Origin of the sequence: Chitinophaga alhagiae, assembly GCF_003568665.1 — a bacterium.
Classification (GTDB): domain Bacteria; phylum Bacteroidota; class Bacteroidia; order Chitinophagales; family Chitinophagaceae; genus Chitinophaga; species Chitinophaga alhagiae.
The window spans coordinates 88289-106064 of the sequence record NZ_QXMH01000003.1 but is presented as its reverse complement, the minus strand read 5'-3'; the positions used below and the strand labels follow the sequence as shown (position 1 = coordinate 106064).

Annotated in this window: 10 protein-coding genes; 6 read left to right on the top strand and 4 right to left on the bottom strand. The window is 53.2% G+C overall.

All coding sequences use genetic code 11. The features are described 5' to 3' along the window. Positions 1-20: 20 nt before the first annotated feature. Genes nuoL through D3A97_RS16780 form a run of 3 tightly spaced genes read left to right on the top strand, consistent with a single transcriptional unit; the run spans position 21 to position 4805 of the window. Positions 21-1883: an NADH-quinone oxidoreductase subunit L gene (nuoL, locus tag D3A97_RS16790; protein ID WP_119079691.1), complete on the top strand. Its 1863-nt coding sequence runs from the start codon at positions 21-23 to the stop codon at positions 1881-1883. Positions 1884-1901: 18 nt separating this feature from the next. Next, positions 1902-3368 carry an NADH-quinone oxidoreductase subunit M gene (nuoM, locus tag D3A97_RS16785; RefSeq protein WP_119079689.1) on the top strand — a complete coding sequence of 489 codons (1467 nt, stop codon included), beginning with the start codon at positions 1902-1904 and terminating at the stop codon, positions 3366-3368. 9 nt (positions 3369-3377) lie between these two features. Further along, positions 3378-4805 carry an NADH-quinone oxidoreductase subunit N gene (locus tag D3A97_RS16780; protein ID WP_119079687.1) on the top strand — a complete coding sequence of 476 codons (1428 nt, stop codon included), beginning with the start codon at positions 3378-3380 and terminating at the stop codon, positions 4803-4805. A gap of 4 nt (positions 4806-4809) precedes the next feature. Here D3A97_RS16780 and D3A97_RS16775 read toward each other — a convergent pair whose 3' ends face one another. Next, on the bottom strand, positions 4810-5520 hold the full coding sequence (locus D3A97_RS16775; protein ID WP_119079686.1) for a hypothetical protein: 711 nt from the start codon (positions 5518-5520) through the stop codon (positions 4810-4812). 185 nt (positions 5521-5705) lie between these two features. On the opposite strand from D3A97_RS16775, the gene D3A97_RS16770 reads away from it, so the two are divergent. Further along, positions 5706-8948 carry a S41 family peptidase gene (locus tag D3A97_RS16770; protein ID WP_119079685.1) on the top strand — a complete coding sequence of 1081 codons (3243 nt, stop codon included), beginning with the start codon at positions 5706-5708 and terminating at the stop codon, positions 8946-8948. 149 nt (positions 8949-9097) lie between these two features. Here the strand turns inward: D3A97_RS16770 and D3A97_RS16765 are convergent, their stop codons facing one another. The 3 genes from D3A97_RS16765 to D3A97_RS16755 form a co-directional block, all read right to left on the bottom strand. Next, entirely contained in the window at positions 9098-10855 is a 1758-nt protein-coding gene (locus D3A97_RS16765) for a RagB/SusD family nutrient uptake outer membrane protein (RefSeq protein ID WP_119079684.1), read from the bottom strand. 17 nt (positions 10856-10872) lie between these two features. Continuing rightward, positions 10873-14136 (bottom strand): SusC/RagA family TonB-linked outer membrane protein, encoded by a 3264-nt coding sequence (locus D3A97_RS16760; protein ID WP_119079682.1) that lies wholly within the window; start codon positions 14134-14136, stop codon positions 10873-10875. A 606-nt stretch (positions 14137-14742) separates the two neighbouring features. Beyond that, positions 14743-16008 carry an aspartate kinase gene (locus D3A97_RS16755; RefSeq protein WP_119079680.1) on the bottom strand — a complete coding sequence of 422 codons (1266 nt, stop codon included), beginning with the start codon at positions 16006-16008 and terminating at the stop codon, positions 14743-14745. A 150-nt stretch (positions 16009-16158) separates the two neighbouring features. Between D3A97_RS16755 and fbp the strand changes: the two genes are divergently transcribed. Both fbp and D3A97_RS16745 read left to right on the top strand, forming a co-directional pair. Continuing rightward, positions 16159-17160, top strand: coding sequence for a class 1 fructose-bisphosphatase (gene fbp / locus D3A97_RS16750; protein WP_119080149.1), 1002 nt, complete (start codon positions 16159-16161; stop codon positions 17158-17160). Positions 17161-17219: 59 nt separating this feature from the next. Continuing rightward, a complete protein-coding gene (locus tag D3A97_RS16745; protein WP_119079679.1) occupies positions 17220-17741 on the top strand; it encodes a CAP domain-containing protein in 522 nt (173 codons plus the stop codon). The last annotated feature ends 35 nt before the right edge of the window (positions 17742-17776 follow it).

Below are 17776 nucleotides of genomic sequence, written 5' to 3'. Positions count from 1 at the left end.
TACAATTAAACAGACGTTTTATGAACTGGATGTACCTGGTTCCCGCCATGCCTTTTTTAGGCGCTCTGCTGCTGGTGCTGTTCTCGAAGAAGATCGGCAAAACCGGCGTGTCCCTGATCGGCTGCGGCAGTGTGGGTATTGCCGCGCTGGTCACCATTGTTGCCGGGCTGCAATTCATGAACAGTGGGCTGCAGCAGTTCAGCCTGCCGCTGTGGAACTGGCTCAGCGTAGGCAATTTCAACATCGGCATCACCCTCCATCTGGATGCGCTCTCGCTGGCATTTACTTTTGTGATCACTTTTGTGGGTTTCCTCATACATGTTTATTCTACGGGCTATATGGCGGAAGACCCTGACTTCGCCCGTTTCTTTGCCAGCATGAACCTGTTTGTGGGCGCCATGCTGATGCTGGTACTGGCAGACAACCTGTTGCTGCTCTACTTTGGCTGGGAAGGCGTGGGTTTGTGCAGTTACCTGCTCATCGGCTTCTGGTACAAAGACCCCGCCAACGGCGCCGCCGCCCGCAAGGCATTTATTGTGACCAGGGTGGGAGACACCGCCATGGCCATTGCGCTTTTCCTGCTGGTACAACATACCGGCAGCCTGCAGTTGACAGACATTCTGGCCAAAGCTCCCACGTTGTGGACAACGGGAGACGCCACCGTAGTGACCATCGCCTTCCTGCTGCTGGGCGGTGCTGTAGGCAAGTCTGCCCAGTTACCGCTGCAAACCTGGCTGCCTGATGCCATGGCCGGCCCCACGCCCGTGAGCGCGCTTATACATGCCGCTACCATGGTAACCGCAGGCGTGTACCTCATTGCCCGCAGCCATGTGCTCTTCACCATGGCGCCCGCCGCACAGGCCACGGTAGCCATAGTAGGCGCCGTTACGCTTATCCTGGCCGGCTGCAGCGCTTTTGTGCAGACAGATATCAAAAGAGTGCTGGCATATTCCACCATCAGCCAGATCGGGTACATGTTCCTGGCCCTCGGCGTGGGCGCATGGTCTGCCGCTATTTTTCATTTCATTACGCACGCATTTTTCAAGGCCCTGCTGTTTCTCGGGGCAGGAGCCGTTATTGTGGCGCTGCATCATGAGCAGGACATGTTTAAAATGGGCGGTCTTCGTAAAAGCCTGCCCGGCGTGTTCTGGATATTCCTTATCGGCTCCGCGTCACTGGCCGCCATTCCGTTTGTAACGGCCGGTTTTTACAGCAAAGACCAGATCGTTTGGCTGGCGGGCGCATCCGCGCAGGGTGGGGCAGGTTACTGGATAGTGGCCGTAATGGGGGCTTTCATCACGGCCATGTATACCACCCGTATGATGCTGCTCGTGTTTTACGGAAAAGAAAAAACGCACGTGCATCACCGCCCCGGCCTGAATATGATGGTACCGCTGTATGTACTGGCCGTATGCTCCACGCTGGCCGGCTTTATGGAATTGCCGCATACGTTGGGGCATGTGACCCTCCTCAGCGATTTTCTGCAGCCGGTATTGCCCGCCGTGGTAACGGAGCATGCCAGCACCGCGCTGGAGTGGGGCTCCCAGGGCGTTGCCACCCTGTTGTGCCTGGCCGGTATCTATATTGTATGGCGGGTGCTGCCCATTCCTTTCCCCCGTGAAGTGAAAACGTTCCTGAAAAACGGCTGGGGTTTTGATGCCGCCTACAACCTGCTGTTCGTACAGCCGTATGTGCTGTTGGCCCGGCTCAACAGGAAAGATGTGGTAGACCGCCTCTATGTGGGCCTGGCCGCTATTACACGGTATTTTCACCGTATGATGTCTGCTACGCAGAGCGGCATTTTACGCTGGTATATTATGGGTATTGTGATGGGCGCCGTAGTGATACTGTCTGTGATCATCTGGCGTCAATATACTGTTTAACGCTTAAACCGTTTACGCATGATACTGTTTTTGTTCATTCTCATTCCTGTGCTGGGCGCATTTGCGGCGTGGCTGTCTGCTGCATGGAACAAAAAGCTGCCGCGGTGGATTGCGTTGATGGTGCTGGTGTTTGAACTGGCTATGGCTACTGCTTTCTGGAGTGAGGCCGTCGGAGACGGGAGCTGGTACGTTACTTTCATCCGCCCGTGGATGCCCCGCTTCGGCATCAGCTTCTCCCTGGCCATGGATGGCCTGAGCCTGCTCATGCTGATACTGACGTTTTTCCTCGGTGCTTTGTCTGTACTGGTATCGTGGAACGAAATAAAGGAACGGACGGGTTTTTTCTTTTTTAACCTCTTGTTCGTACTGGCGGGCATTACCGGTGTATTCCTCACCATGGACCTCTTCCTGTTTTATTTCTTCTGGGAAGTGATGCTCATCCCCATGTACTTCCTTATTGGTATCTGGGGCCACGGCAACCGGCTGTACGCCGCGCTGAAGTTCTTCATCTTCACCCAGGCTGGCGGCCTGCTCATGCTGCTGGCCATCCTGGGCTTATACTTTGTGCATGCCCAGAGCACCGGCGTGTTCACCTTCAATTATTTTGACCTGCTCAATACGCCTATGGCGCAGGAAACGGGGCGCTGGCTGATGCTGGGTTTCCTCATTGCCTTCATCGTGAAGCTGCCTGCTTTTCCTTTTCATACCTGGCTGCCAGACGCGCATACAGAAGCGCCTACCGCCGGCTCTGTAGTACTGGCGGGCCTGTTGCTGAAAACCGGCGCTTATGGCATTTTGCGCTTCGTATTGCCGCTTTTCCCCGAAGCCTCACAGTATTTTGCCCCTTACATCATGCTGCTGGGCGCCATTGGTATTTTATACGGTGGCAAACTGGCATACGCCCAAACGGATTTCAAAAGGCTGGTAGCCTATACCAGCGTAAGCCATATGGGGTTTGTGCTGGTGGGGGCTTTTGCTTTCAATGAGCTGGCTTACCAGGGCGTGGTGATGCAGATGATCACGCACGGTATCAGCACGGGCGCGCTGTTCATGATTGCCGGCTCTTTGTATGACCGGCTGCATACCCGCGAGCTGGAAGAAATGGGCGGCCTCTGGCCGGCGCTGCCGGGCATGGGAGTAGTAACCATGGTATTCGTGATGGCGTCACTGGGCCTGCCGGGCCTCGGCAACTTCATTGCGGAATTTCTGATACTTGCCGGCAGCTGGCAGGCGCAGCCATGGATCACCGTGGCCGCCACCATCGGGCTGGTAGTGGCTACGGTGTATTCGCTGCGTATTATGCAGAAGGTATTCTTCGGCGTTTCAGTGCGGGAATACAAGCTGCCGGACCTCAGCCTCCGCGAGGCGCTGATGTTTGTGCCGCTGGTGATCGTCATTATCTGGCTGGGCGTATATCCCCAGCCGGTTATCAACACCGCCAAACCTGCCACACCGGCCGTTGCCGTTCACTTTACCTCTAAATAGCAAAAGCATATGTCTGCCACCGACCTTTTAAGCATATTACCTTTACTGATCATCAGCGGCGCCGCGGTCATAGCCATGCTGCTGGTGGCTATTAAAAGGAACCACCGCGTAATGCACGCGTTCACCGTACTGGCGTTCATACTGGCCTTTCTGGCGCTGTTCCTGCAGCCCGGCCCGCTGCCGTATGAGCTGCGGCCGCTGTTTGTGGTAGACGCTTTTGCCATGTTCAATACCGGCTTGATACTGGTGGCGGGCCTGAGCGTGCTTTTTTTGTCTTACAGCTACTTTGAACAAAGGGAAGAGCGGAAGGAAGAGTACTACATCCTGCTGCTGCTGGCTACGGTGGGGGGAATTGTACTGGTGGTGAGCCAGCATTTTATTTCCCTGTTCCTGGGCCTTGAAACCATGAGCATCAGCCTCTACGGTCTCATTGCCTACCTGCGTGCCCGCGAGCGGTCAGATGAGGCGGGTATCAAATACCTGTTGCTGGCGGCATTGTCTTCCGCGTTCCTGCTGTTTGGCATGGCCCTCGTGTATGCTGAAAGCGGGCGTATGGACTTTACCGGCATCGGCCTTTACCTGGCCGGTACCGCCACTGTACCCGTTAGTGTGGTGGCCGGTTTCGGGCTGATGCTGATCGGCATCGGCTTCAAGCTGGGCATAGTGCCTTTCCATATGTGGACGCCTGATATTTACGAAGGTTCCCCGCTGCCGGTGGCGGCCTATATTGCTACCGTATCCAAAGGCAGCATGCTGGTGCTGCTGATGCGCTTCTACAGGGACATTAACGGGTATGAATATACGATACTCTGGTGGGTGATCGCCATCATTGCCATGGCCAGCATGTTTACCGGCAACTGGCTGGCCCTGCTGCAACAGAACGTGAAGCGGCTGCTGGCTTATTCTTCCATTGCCCATATGGGCTATATCCTCATTGCCTTCCTGGCCGGCCAGGAAGCAGGGCAGGAAGCGGTGATGTTCTATCTGGTAGCATACGTTATTACCAGCATCGGCGCTTTTGGGGTGCTGGCCCTGCTCTCTGACAAGGTAAGGGATGCGGAAGAGCTGAGCGACTTCAAAGGTCTCTTCTGGCGGCAACCCTGGCTGGCCGCCATTTTTACCGCTATGATGCTTTCACTGGCGGGCATTCCCCTCACCGCCGGCTTCATTGGCAAGTTCTATATTGTAGCGGCCGGCGTAGATGCTGGCCTGTGGCTGCTCTTGATATTGCTGGTGGTCAACAGCGTAATCGGCCTGTTCTATTATGTTCGTGTAGTAGCCGTGATGTTCCAGCCACTGGAGGCCCCGCAGCGGAAACCCCTGCCTTTCTTCGGGGTATTTGCCCTTTCCGGCCTCATGGTGCTGCTGCTGTGGCTGGGCATTTACCCGTCTTCTCTCATTGCCGTGATCAGGGATATGATGCTGACAATGGGGTGAGGGGCTATGATTTCCTGAAGATCTTTTCCGGGTGAGCCTGAATGAAATCCCAGGCTTTTTTCACATCTCCCTTTACGTTAGGAGTGAGGAATTGTATCCATTCTGGTAGCTGTATTTCCTTTCGGATAAAACAAAAAAGCGCAAGTGCATAACCCCATTCCTGTTGCTTCAGATATCCGGCACCACTGGTGCTCCAGCCTTCAAACCCTTGCACAAAACGGTAGGCGGTATTTGCGTTAAAGATGCCGAAGCCATAGATCACTGTTAGCAGGTCTGTCATGTCTTCGTCTACTTTCTTCATTCTGCCGTCTCCCAGCAGTTTGATATGTGCTATTTCGTGTGCCAGGGTAGCTACAAGGCCTTCGGTATGTTTTAAGGCGCCCAGCTCGAGAGAAATAATAAAGCTGCCTTGCCTGTTCCTGCCGTGGTACATACCAAGGGAAAGATCATGCTGCTTTTCATAGTTGGAAGGAATTATACCGCCATGGCCGCCGGAGTAATCTACCCGCTCCTGGCTGTAAAAACGCAGCGTAATGTTGGCAGGGTCTGTTTCCATTTGCTGCGCTATGACCGGTAGCAGTGTATGAGCATCGTTTTCTGTCTGGTCAAAGGCTTGCGGGAAATCAGCCACATCTGGCCGGAATACCCGGCGCCGGCGGATGTTCTCTTCCCCGAACTCTTCTACCAGCCAAAGGAAAGCCCCCTCTAACCACATTCGTACTTCCTCCGGTACAGGGCACTGGTTTCTACTTGGTTTATTGAACAGGCCAAACACGGGTTAAATATATAAATTAATCTTCAGGTAATCTGACCGCCGGTATATTTTAGCAACCCCAAATTACCCGTTTTCCCCTATTTTGCATCATTGCCATTTTAGTTGCACAAAACCCATAACTGCTTATGATGAACAAATTAATCGGCCTGGCCGCCGGCGCCTTCCTCGCCTTCGGCCCTATATCTGTACAGGCCCAGTCTGAAACGAAACTTTTACGGAACCCCGCCGTCAGTGAAAAGCACATCGTTTTTATGTACGCAGGTGATATCTGGCTCGCCAACAGGGATGGTTCCTCGCCGGTGAGGCTCACCGTCAACCCGGCGTTTGAGCAAGATCCTTATTTTTCTCCTGACGGGAAAAAGATCGCCTTCACTGGTAATTATGACGGGAACACGGACGTGTACGTTATTTCCGTTGAAGGGGGAGACCCGCAGCGGGTTACCTGGCACCCCGCGCGAGACCTGGTGCGTGGCTGGGTAGACAATGATCACATCCTGTTTGCCTCCGGTGGAGAATCTCCCACCGGAAGGACCACGCAACTCTATAGCGTAAATGCTAAAGGAGGGTTGCCTGTGGTGCATGCCAGCATCCCGGAAGCCACGCAGGGCGCGGTTTCGCCAGACGGGAAGTACACCGCCTACATCAAAAACCCGGACCCCACAGAAGGCAGCGTAATGTACCGCCCATTCAAACGCTACCGCGGCGGGTATATGCCCAAGATCTGGATCTTCAATAACAGCACCCACCAGGTGGAAGAAATACCACCGGCGGGCTCTAACAACATCCGCCCGGTATGGGTGGGCAAAAGCGTTTATTTCCTCAGTGACCGTAACCATACCATGAACATTTTCCGGTATGATACGGAAAGCAAACAGGTAACACAGGTAACAAAGTATAAGGACGATGATGTGAAAACCCTGACCACAGACGGTAACACCCTGGCCTTTGAACAGGGCGCTACCCTGCACCTGCTGAACCCCGCTACCGCCGCGGTAACAAACATCAAGGTCAGCATCCGGGCAGACATCCCCTCCAAGCGTCCGCGCTATGAAAATATCCGCGGCTTTGAGCGCGTGAACCTGTCACCTACCGGCGTAAGGGTACTGGTGCAGGGCAGGGGGGAAATATTCTCCATTCCCAAGGAAAAGGGAGACGTGCGCAACATCTCCAACTCGCCCGGCTCTCATGAACGTGAACCGGCCTGGTCGCCAGACGGCAAATGGATCTCTTACCTCTCTGATAAGGACGGGAATTACAAGCTCATACTGCGGGACCAGAAGGCCATGGAAAAGCCGGTAGAGATCGAGCTGGGAAAAACGGTGTATTATTTCGGCCTCGGCTGGTCGCCAGACAGCAGGAAGATCGTTTATGCCGATGCACATTTTAACCTTTATTACGTAGACGTACAAACGAAAAAGATCACTCATATCGATACCAACAACAACGGTTCCATCCCTTCCGGCAGTTCCAATGTATTTGCGCCTGTCTGGTCTCCTGATTCCAAATGGATCAGCTATATCAAATTGCAGGAGAACGGGTTTGACGCTGTTTATCTTTATAGTATTGAAACCGGCAAAAGCACGCAGGTAACAGACGGCATGGGCGATGTGGGCAACCCCACGTTCAGCGCGGACGGAAAGTACCTGTTTTTCCCCGGCAGCACCAACAGCGGCATGTCTATTAGCGGGCTGCATATGCAAACCTATGGCCGCAACCGGTCTTTCAACATCTACGCGGTGATGCTGGCTAAAAACACGCCCACTATTTTTACACCGGAGAGCGATGAGGAACCCGTAAAAACCACAGAGCCGGAAAAGAAGAAAGATACTGCCAAACCCGCTGCCACAGCCGGTACCAAAATAGACCTGGACGGTATTCAGCAGCGTACCATTGCCCTGCCGCTGCCCGCTGCCAGCTACCGCTCATTAAGCGGGGCGGTAAAAGACAAGCTGTTTTACCTCACGGACGGAGAGCTGCGCTACTATGACCTGAAAACGCGTAAAAGTGAAACCTTTACCAAAGCAGGCGGCTACATTGTGAGCGCAGACGGCAAGAAGATACTGCTGGCCTCCGGGGGCGGCTACAATGTAGTGCCCGCAGACCGGAAACCCAATGCGGGAGAAGGGAAAATTGACGTTTCCAATGTCAGCGTATACGTAGATCCCGTGGCCGAGTGGAACCAGATATTTGACGAAGTGTACAAAATAGAGAAAGACTTCTTCTATGTCAGGAACATGCACGGTGTAGACTGGGATGCCAACCGGAAGAAGTATGCCGCGCTGCTGTCGCATGTGGCCAACCGTTCAGACCTCAACTACCTGCTCAACGAAATGATGAGCGAAATGGTGGTAGGGCATAACTACGTAGGCGCGGGAGACATCCCGGCCGGCCCCAATGTGTCTACTGGTGTACTGGGCGCAGATTATGAAATTCACCAAAACCGTTACCGCCTGGCCAAAATATACAGCACCCTGGCCTGGAACCCGCAGCTGAAGGCCCCGCTGGCCGTACCGGGTCTCGATGTAAAGGAAGGTGATTATATACTGGCCGTTAACGGCCACCCCCTTACGGCAGACATGAACATCCACGCCCTCTTGCAAAACACCGTAAACCGGCAGGTAACCCTGAAAGTGAACAGCCAGCCATCGGAAGCAGGCGCGCGGGAAATAGTGGTGCAACCGGTAGACGCGGGTGCGGAAATGGAACTGCGCAAATATGACTGGATAGAGAGCAACCGCAAGAAGGTAGACCAGTTGAGCAACGGTAAAATAGCCTATGTGTACATGCTCAATACGGGCCAGGAAGGTTACACCTCGTTTAACCGCTATTATTACGCGCAAACAGACAAGCAAGCCCTGCTGCTGGACGAGCGTTTTAACGGCGGTGGATCTGTGGCGGATTATGTGATTGACGTACTGGACAGGGAAGTACTGAGCTTTTGGGGGGTAAGGAACGGCCGCAGTTTCACCACGCCCGGCAACGGCATTTACGGCCCCAAAGCCATGCTGATCAATGAGTACGCCGGTTCCGGCGGGGACATGATGCCCTGGATGTTCCAGCAGAAAAAGCTCGGCAAGCTCATCGGTAAACGTACCATGGGCATACTGGTAGGCATCAGCGGCTATCCCAGCCTGATGGATGGTGGTTATGTAACCTCGCCCAGCTTTGGTATTTACGATACCAAAGGCAACTGGATCATCGAGAATGAAGGCACCCACGCGGATATTGACGTAGAGCAGACGCCGGCTGATGTGATTGCCGGCCGTGACCCGCAACTGGAGCGGGGCGTGCAGGTGCTGCTGGAAGAGCTGAAAACAAAGAGCTTCAAACCGGTACCCAAACCGGCAGACCCGGTGCGGGTGAAATAAAAATGGTGAGTTTGCGGAGGCACTTGCCGTTGACAAAACCCGTATTCACATTTGTTGAATAACTGGTGGTTGCGGTAGTGCAACCGGAAAACAGAGAGGGTGTATCATATCCGATACACCCTCTTTTCATATGCGTAATACAGCAGCATCTATAACCCGTCGTCCCAGTTAGGGTTCTGCGTGAGGTTGGTATTCAGCAGCCTTTCCTGGATGGGAATAGGTTGCAGGTAATCCCTGGTTTCGTCAAACTGCTTGGAAATATTGCGGTTGATGATCACGTTACCGCCGGCGGCACCGTTTTCCAGGTCCATTTCAGTGCCCAGCTTGAAATACTGTACGCCTTTTACGGCAGGGTCTGGTTTGGCGCCCTCATAGATGTGTACATCAGTTTTGCCGTCATGGTCAAGGTCGTATTGGCCAATGCCGGGGAAGTACATGCCTTTAAACTGGCGGGTCAGCAGTTTTCCTTCTTTCCAGCGCATCAGGTCCCACCAGCGGTAGCTTTCCATCACCAGCTCCACCCTTCTTTCCCGGCGGATCTCGAGAATAACGCCTTCATTGGCGCCGCTAACGTTGAGGTACTGATCGCCCACATACGGGTCAGGCGCTGCGTTGGCCGCGGCCATGTCTATATTCGGCATACCCACCCTGTCTCGCAATAGTTTGATGGATTTGTCCAGGTCAGCCTGGGTGAGCTGCCCCAGTTCGGCTTTGGCTTCCGCATAGTTCAGCAGCACTTCCGCATACCTGAAAATTGGCATGGAGTTGATGGAACGGTTGAACGAGTCGAACGAAAGGTCTGTTACGAACTTGATCAGCTGGTAGCCGGTAACGCTTGCGCCAAAATCGGGCGCCAGCCTGGCGGTAGTGCCAATGCGGGAGTAGCCGGGCGTGCGGATGGTCTGGGAAAGCCGCGGGTCGCGGTTTTGGGTCTCGGAGTAGAAAGTAATGGTATCGTACCGCGGGATGTCCGTAAAGCGGGTGCCGTCTTTCATCAGGTAGCTGTTTACCAGCTGTTTTTCCAGTCCAGGTTTGCCGTAAGATGATGTGATCGTATAGTAGTTCACGTTATGCCATACCTGTAATTCATTGCTGAAGGTTTTGGCCAGTATTATTTCATCCTTGATAGGTGCTATGGAGGCGAACAGTTCAAGATACGCCTTGTCTGGCGTGGACGTGTAGATCTTGTACTTGCCGGTGCTCATCAGCGCTTCCGAGGCCTCTACGGACTTTTGCAGGAAAGTTTCCCAGCCGGGGAGGCTCATTTCAGGATGGTACTTCCGGAAGGTGCCCTCAAACAGGCAGATGCGGCTCTTGAGCGCAAGGGCGGTGTATTTGGTTACGGCGTCCGTACTGGTAGTGGCGCCGTCCATTTTTGCAATGGCGTAGTCAATGTCAGCAAGAATGGAATCTACCACCAGCGCACGGCTGTCTCGCGCTTTGGTGAGCTTGTCCTGGTCTCCCTGTAAAATGGTAGAACCATACCAGGGCACATCTCCGAAGCGTTGTACTTTGTCGAAGTAGAAGTAGGCACGGAAGAATTTGGCTACGGCCACATATTTCTCTGCTTGCTGCTCCGGCAATACCCGGTTGTAATTGTCAAGGAAGAAGTTGATCTTGCGCAGCTCCGTCCACGTCCAGTTGCCGCCGGTTACGGGTACGGTGCGCCTGCCGGTGAGGTTATCTCCCAGGGAGGCTTTTACAATATTGTCGATATCCTCGTTGTAGATGCCTTCCGCGTTGGGGAAAGCGCTGTAGAGGGAATTGAGGTACGTGCTCAATTCTTTTTCGTTCTTGAAGAACTGGTCGGGCGCTATGTCAGACAGCGGCTGCCGGTCCATGAATTTGCTGCAGCCGGCAAATATGCTGCCGCCCGCAAGTATGAGTATGGATAAGTACTTTTTCATTTCAGTTCGTTTAATGGTTAGAATGACAGATCGAGACCGGCAGAAAAGGTTTTGGCGAACGGATACACGCGTCCGTTAGCGTCTGCGGCGGCCTGTTCCGGGTCTATGTATTTCGTTTCCAGCTTCGTCCAGGTAACCAGGTTGTCCCCGCTTACATAGAAACGGCAGCGGCCCAGGTGCAGGCGTCTCAGCAGGTGGTCTGGCAGGGAATAACCAACGGTAAGGTTTTTCAGGCGGAGGTACGCCAGGTCCTGCATGTATCTGTTGTTCGTGTTGGTGAGCGGGTTGTTGCCGTTGAGGGCAATGTAGCCGCGCAGGCGGGGAAAGTAGCTGGACTGTCCTTTTTCCGGGCTCCAGATCTTGTCCATGAAATCCTCGGGCACAAAAGAATAGTACGGGCGGCTGTACGGGCCCCAGAATTTATCCGCATTGGCGCCGGGGTACCAGTTTTTGCGGCCTATGCCCTGGAAGAAGAACGAAAGGTCAAACCCGTTCCAACTGGCGCTGCCGGTGAAGCCATATGGGAAGCGTATCTGGTTATTGCCGAGCTTTACGAGGTCTCCATGATCACCGAGGGTGTTTTTGCCCGGGCTGATCACACCGTCCCCATTGAGGTCCAGGAACTTCAGGTCACCGGCGCGGAGGCGGTTCCATTCGCCGCTGGCGCTGACGATGTTGGCGCCTACCAGCTTCTGGTCAACCTTGGCGGCCCATGCGGTGGCTTCTTCGTCTGTATTGAAATAGCCGTCTGTCGTATATCCCCACATGTCTCCGTAGCGCTGGCCAACATAATAGTCGTTCAGCAACTGGCTGGGGTTGTCAAAGCGGGTGATAACAGACGTGAAATCGCTCAGGTTGCCGCCAATGCTGTACATAAACGGTTTGCCGCCCACATCGAACTGGTTGTTGTAGCTGATGTTCAGCTCAAAGCCGCGGGTACGGAGGTCTGCCGCGTTTTCCCTCGGTTCTGCCGTGCCGAATACGGCCGGCAGGGTTTTACCCTTGGTCAGCATATCTTTTGTATCGCGGATGTAATAATCGAAGTTGAGGATCAGTTTGTTCTTCAGCAAGGCAGCGTCTACACCGAAATTGACGGAGCTGGTCTTTTCCCAGGTGAGGGTAGGAGAAATGGCGTTCGGCGCGGTCAGGTATTCCAGTTTCCTGCCGCCGGCTATCCAGTCTAGCGTACCCCTGCTCAACAGGGGAATGTACGGATAGGCGGAGCTGGTGATCTGGTTGCCCAGCGAGCCGTAAGAGGCGCGGAACTTCAGGTCGCCCACCGTGTTCTTCAAGGGTTCAAAGAAAGATTCCTCACTCACCCTCCAGCCTGCTGATATAGAGGGGAAGAAACCGAAACGCTGGTCTTTCGGAAAGCGGGAAGTACCGTCGTACCGCCCGTTCATTTCCAGCAGGTATTTGCCTTTATAATCGTAGTTGGCGCGGGCAAAGAAACCTAGGAGGGCCCACTCGCTTTGGGCGCCGTTGAGGGCGTAGTTACCGGAGCCGAGGCCTATGTCTATCAGGTCTTCAGACAACAGGTCGCCGCGCTCGGAGGTAATGCGTTTGAACTGTTTCAGTTCCTGGTTGTACCCCGCCATGAATTTTACATTATGGTGGCCATAGCTTTTAATGAACTCGCCATAGGCGTTGGCCACATGGTACATGTCGCTGTTCACTTCTTCGCGCAAAAAGTCTGCACGCGGCAGTTTGCTGATAACGCCGGGGTAGATGGAGTAGGGCGCAGCCGCCTGCCGGATGGTGGTGGTGGTAGCCGCATCATTGTCCCTGGCCGGGTTAAGGGTGAAAGTATAGTTGGCGTAGAGGTTGATGTTGTCGTTCACCTTGATAGTGGCGCCCCAGGTACTCATCAGCTCATTCCAGCGTTCTATGCCCCTTGATTTACCGTACAGCAGGTCTGCATAAATACCGTCTCCTATCTGGTAGTTGTTCAAGGCAGTGATGTAGGTGGCCGTACCGTCGGGGTTGCGCGGCACGTAGGAGGGGAGGGCGTGTACGGTGATAGATACGAAGTTGTTGTTAACGCCCCAGCCCGGGTAGGTGTATTTGGCAATGCTGAACTGCGTGTTGTTGGTGAACGTGAGCCACTTGTTGGCCCGCACCGTGAGTTTGGTGCGCAGGTTGTAGGAGTTGTATTCGTCCCTGTTGATGCGCATCATCCCTTTCCGGTGATACATGCGGCCGGAGAGCATGAAGTCTACCTTGTCCGTTCCGCCGGTAATGCTGAGGCTATGCTCCATGGCAGGTTGCGCATCAAAGAACATTTCTTTCCACCAGTCGGTGTTGCCGTAATACACGTACTGGTCCCGGCCGTTCCGGTTGTCTATTACCACAGACGGCAGCGATTTGTCTGTTTGCCTTTTTTTCAGCTCTTCATAGTCTTCCGGTGTATAGCGGGTGTAGGTGTTACCGGTAGATACGCGAAAGGCTTCATCGTTCATCATGGCGGCGTTATACCCGTCAGTCATGAAATCTGTGCTCACGGTTGATCTTGAAGAGGAGAAGTTGTTGCCGTAGTTCACGGTCAGCTTACCGTTCTTAGCGGCTTTGGTGGTAACCAGTATTACGCCGAACGCGGCGCGGGCGCCATAGATGGCGGAGGCCGCCGCGTCTTTGAGAATGGTAACGGTCTCAATGTCCCGGGGATTCACGTTGTTCATGGAGCCGGGTACCCCGTCTATCAATACCAGCGGGCTGGCGCCGGAGCTGAGCGGGTTGTTGCCGCGGATGTTGAAGCGGCCGTTGGAGCCGGGGCGGCCATCGGTAAAGTTGATGTTCAGGCCAGGCACGGCTCCCTGGAGGGCTTGCGTAACGTTAGCCACAGGCCGGCTTTCGAGCATTTTGGCATCTACCTGGGCAACGGCGCCGGTAAGGTTCACTTTCTTCTGAGTGCCGTATCCCACTACCACCAGTTCGTTCAGTTTCTGGTTGGCTTCCTTCAGTTGTATTTTCAGATTGTTGTTGCCGGCTTTCAAAACCTGGTTATTTAGTACTTGTGCTTCGTAACCAATGAAAGAAAACGTAACAGTTACTGGCGAGCCAACCGGCAGGCCGGGAATATTGAAAACGCCTTTTGCATCGCTGGCCGCGCCCTTGCGCTGGCCGTCTGGCGTTTTTACTTCTACGGAAACACCGGGCAGCGCTTCCCCGCTGGTACCGGTTACAACGCCCGTGAGTACGGCGTTGGGTTGTTGGGCCATAGCCGCTGCAGGAAGCAATACCAGCAGCCATAGCCAGATCTTGAACAGTTTTTGTGTAAGCATGACGAAGTAGATTTTATAGATGAACACTGTTAAAAGCCGGAAATAGAAAACCCGTTCAGGGCAGTTTGCTGCACTGTCAGATATAGACGCCGTTCCAGTCTCGAGAATTAGAAATGCGCCCGCAAGATGGGAAGAAATGCAAAGGATTGCATCTCCTTCAAGGTTAAGTTACCTTTAAACAATTGTTAAGCGATTGAAACAGGCTGATGACAAGGCCAATCTGGTTGAATTTCCATGACTCGTGGATGTATGGTTCTGATATAAATACGGTTGCCTACTTGTTTTTACAGGTTTTCGGCTCCTTCCTGGTTTTTTCAATATGGTCACTGCACTGGGTACATTATTCACTGCGTTGATAAAAATAAAAACTATTTTCTACATTTTAATAATAAAATAAAAGCATGAAAGGAAAGTTATTGAAATGTAAGGAAAGTGATGGAGGCAGGCACAAAATTGCCTCCCGGGGCTTCCCGGTTGACCGAGAACCCTTTAGCAAATTGTACGGCGAAAATTACTTCATTACCAGCTGCGCGGTTCTGTCCGGCCGGTGTTCCAGTATTATCTGTGCCCCTTGGTGAGGTTTTGCAGCAGGCAGTACGGCGAAAATTACTTCATTACGAGTTGCACGGTACTGTCCGACCGCTGTTCCAGCAGTATCTTGTGTCCCTTGGTCAGGTTTTCGAGCAGGCCATTGCGGTAATGTCGCACGGTCAGCAGTTCCAGCCCTTCATTATAGGAGATCTTGAAACCGCTGTGCAGGGCCTTGATAAGCAGCTCTATTTTCTCGGGGTTGTTGTCTATGCAGCAGGAGAAGCTGATAGCCGCGTTCTGGGTAAGGTTGATCTTGATCTTTTTGGCGTGGAATATTTCATAGATGTCACTGATCTTGTCTTCCGTAATGAACCCGAAGTCCCGGGAAGTAATGGTGATCAGCACCTGGTTCTTTTTCAGTACAATAATAGGTGGCAACTTGCGGTTGTCCGCATCCTCCCGGATCACGGTGCCGGGCAGGTCTTTGTTCAGGAAGCATTTTACGTATAGCGGTATCTGCTTGTTCTGCAGGGGTTTGATGGTTTTGGGGTGTATCACCTGCGCGCCGTAATAGGCCATTTCAATTACTTCGTTAAAAGCTATTTCCGGTATATTAACGGTATCGGGGAACAGCTTCGGGTCTGCGTTCTTCAGGCCCTCCACGTCTTTCCAGATGGTCTGGCTTTCGGCTTCCAGGAGGTTGGCAAATACGGCAGCGGAAAAATCACTGCCTTCGCGGCCCAGGGTAACGCTTTCGTTCTGGTCCGTACTGCCAATAAAACCCTGGGCAATCACGATGTCTACTGCATTGAACAGGGGCAGCACTTTTTCCTTCACCTGTTTTTCCGTTACTTCCCAGTCAATATTGGCATCGCGGAAGTTGTCGTCTGTGCGGAACACGTCGCGCACGTCTACCCAAACATTGGTAATGCCAGTCTGGTTAAAGTAGGCGCTCACAATGGCGGTGCTGAGCAGCTCGCCGAGGCCCACCAGCTGGTCATAGTAATAGTCGTACGGGCGGAGGGGCTTTTCTCCCAGCGTCCATTCGGCCTCTGTAAAAAACTGCTGCAACTGGGTGAACAGCGGATGCTCCCGGCCGCCCAGCAGGTTTTCAGCCACCTGGAGGTGCTGCTGTTCAATGTTGAACAGCAACTGGGCGGCTATTTCGCGCTTGCGCATGAAGAAGTTCTGGGCCACCTTTTCCAGCTCATTGGTGGTTTTACCCATGGCAGACATCACTACCAGTATTTTTTCACCGGCATAGGCCTGTAAGATATTACCCACCTGCTGAATGCGCTCAATAGTTTCTAAACTTGCGCCGCCAAATTTGAAAACCTTCATACGGAGAATCGACTTCTGTTAAAAAATTACCCGGCAAAGTACGGCAACTTTAGAATTGTTTAAAAATGAATTTACCGGAAAATGACAATTTCTATGAAATAGGGCTGTTTAGCTTAATTTAGCACACCTTAACCAAACACGTATATGAACATGAACCAACGAGTTATGACGCTGGACGAATTTACCATCCAGGAACTGAGAAACTACCCTGGCGCAACGGGCCAGCTATCCGGCCTCCTGCGTGACATCGGGCTGGCCGCCAAAAGGGTGAACGTGGAAGTGAACAAGGCCGGTATTGCGGACATATTGGGCGAAGCCGGTAAAACCAACGTACAGGGCGAGGCGGTAAAGAAACTGGACGAATTTGCCAATGACCAGCTCATCAACTCCCTGCGCACCAGCATCTACTGCTGCGGCGTGGCGTCTGAAGAAAATGAAGACTTTATCTGTTTTGAGGATGAATTTTCCCGGAACTCCAAATACGTGGTGCTGATGGACCCGCTGGACGGGTCGGGCAACATAGACGTGAACGTGTCTATTGGTACCATCTTTTCCGTATACCGCCGCCTTTCTCCCAACGGGGAGCTATGTACGCGGGAAGACTTCCTGCAGCCGGGCAATATGCAGATAGCCGCGGGGTATATTATCTACGGCTCTTCCACCATGCTCGTATACGCCACCCGCAGAAGCGTGCAGGGCTTTACGCTAGACCCCAGCATCGGGGAATTTTGCCTTTCACACCCTAACATGCGGGTGCCGGAAGACAGTGATATCTTTTCCGTGAACATGGGATATTATTATCTCTACGAGAAGAAGATACAGCTGGCCATAGACCTGTTTATGGCGCAAAACGCGGCAGACAAGGTATACCGCCACCGTTTTGTAGGCTGCATGGTATCCGAGATACACCGTACCCTGGTGCAGGGCGGGGTGTTCATGTATCCTGCATTTGGCAAGTATGCCAACGGGCGCTTGCGGCTGTGCTATGAGTGCAACCCCATGTCTTTCCTGATGGAAAAAGCAGGCGGCGCGGCCATTGCAGACGGGCAGCGGCGGTTGCTGGACATCAAGCCTGACGAGCTGCACCAGCGCATCCCCATTTTTATCGGCTCCAAAAAGATGGTGGAAGCTATCCAGGCGGTGATCGATTAAACTTTTGGCGCGAAATTGGATCATACAATTTTCAGTATTAAAAAAACGTTTCTAAAAACATGTTTAACCAGCACTATTGTAAGGTCCTTTTGTTTTCCGCAGCGGTATTGATAGGCTGCCAGGCCACCGCCTGCAGCAAGGCTGTAACGGGTAAACCCGGTACTACGGCTGTACGCAACACAGGCGATGTGGAAGAAGATATCCTGTATTACGTCAACAAGTACCGCAAGTCAAAAGGCCTGCCCGCGCTCAAAATGAATGAGACCATCAACGTGGAAGCCCGCAGCCACAGCAAGGCCATGGCCAACGGCCGCACAGGTTTCGGGCACGACGGGTTTGAAAGCCGCGTGGATGATATTTCCAAAAAACTGGGCCGGGTAAGCGGCGCCGCGGAAAACGTGGCGTACGGCAACCTGAGCGCAGAAGCAGTGGTAGACGGCTGGATCAAAAGCCCCGGCCACCGCAGGAACATGCTCGGCAACTTTAACCTGATCGGTATCGGCGCGGCCAGGGGGAAAGGGAATATTGTTTACTTCACGCAAATATTCATCAACAAGCCGCAGGCAACGGCTTCCAAATAACTACCTGCCAACCTTTTAAATTCAGAAGAGAGGCG

Bases quoted from the DNA above. Each gene is read 5' to 3' on its own strand.
- nuoL (WP_119079691.1), top strand. From the start codon at position 21: ATGAACTGGATGTACCTGGTTCCCGCCATGCCTTTTTTAGGCGCTCTG.
- nuoM (WP_119079689.1), top strand. From the start codon at position 1,902: ATGATACTGTTTTTGTTCATTCTCATTCCTGTGCTGGGCGCATTTGCG.
- D3A97_RS16780 (WP_119079687.1), top strand. From the start codon at position 3,378: ATGTCTGCCACCGACCTTTTAAGCATATTACCTTTACTGATCATCAGC.
- D3A97_RS16775 (WP_119079686.1), bottom strand. From the start codon at position 5,520: ATGTGGTTAGAGGGGGCTTTCCTTTGGCTGGTAGAAGAGTTCGGGGAA.
- D3A97_RS16770 (WP_119079685.1), top strand. From the start codon at position 5,706: ATGATGAACAAATTAATCGGCCTGGCCGCCGGCGCCTTCCTCGCCTTC.
- D3A97_RS16765 (WP_119079684.1), bottom strand. From the start codon at position 10,855: ATGAAAAAGTACTTATCCATACTCATACTTGCGGGCGGCAGCATATTT.
- D3A97_RS16760 (WP_119079682.1), bottom strand. From the start codon at position 14,136: ATGCTTACACAAAAACTGTTCAAGATCTGGCTATGGCTGCTGGTATTG.
- D3A97_RS16755 (WP_119079680.1), bottom strand. From the start codon at position 16,008: ATGAAGGTTTTCAAATTTGGCGGCGCAAGTTTAGAAACTATTGAGCGC.
- fbp (WP_119080149.1), top strand. From the start codon at position 16,159: ATGAACCAACGAGTTATGACGCTGGACGAATTTACCATCCAGGAACTG.
- D3A97_RS16745 (WP_119079679.1), top strand. From the start codon at position 17,220: ATGTTTAACCAGCACTATTGTAAGGTCCTTTTGTTTTCCGCAGCGGTA.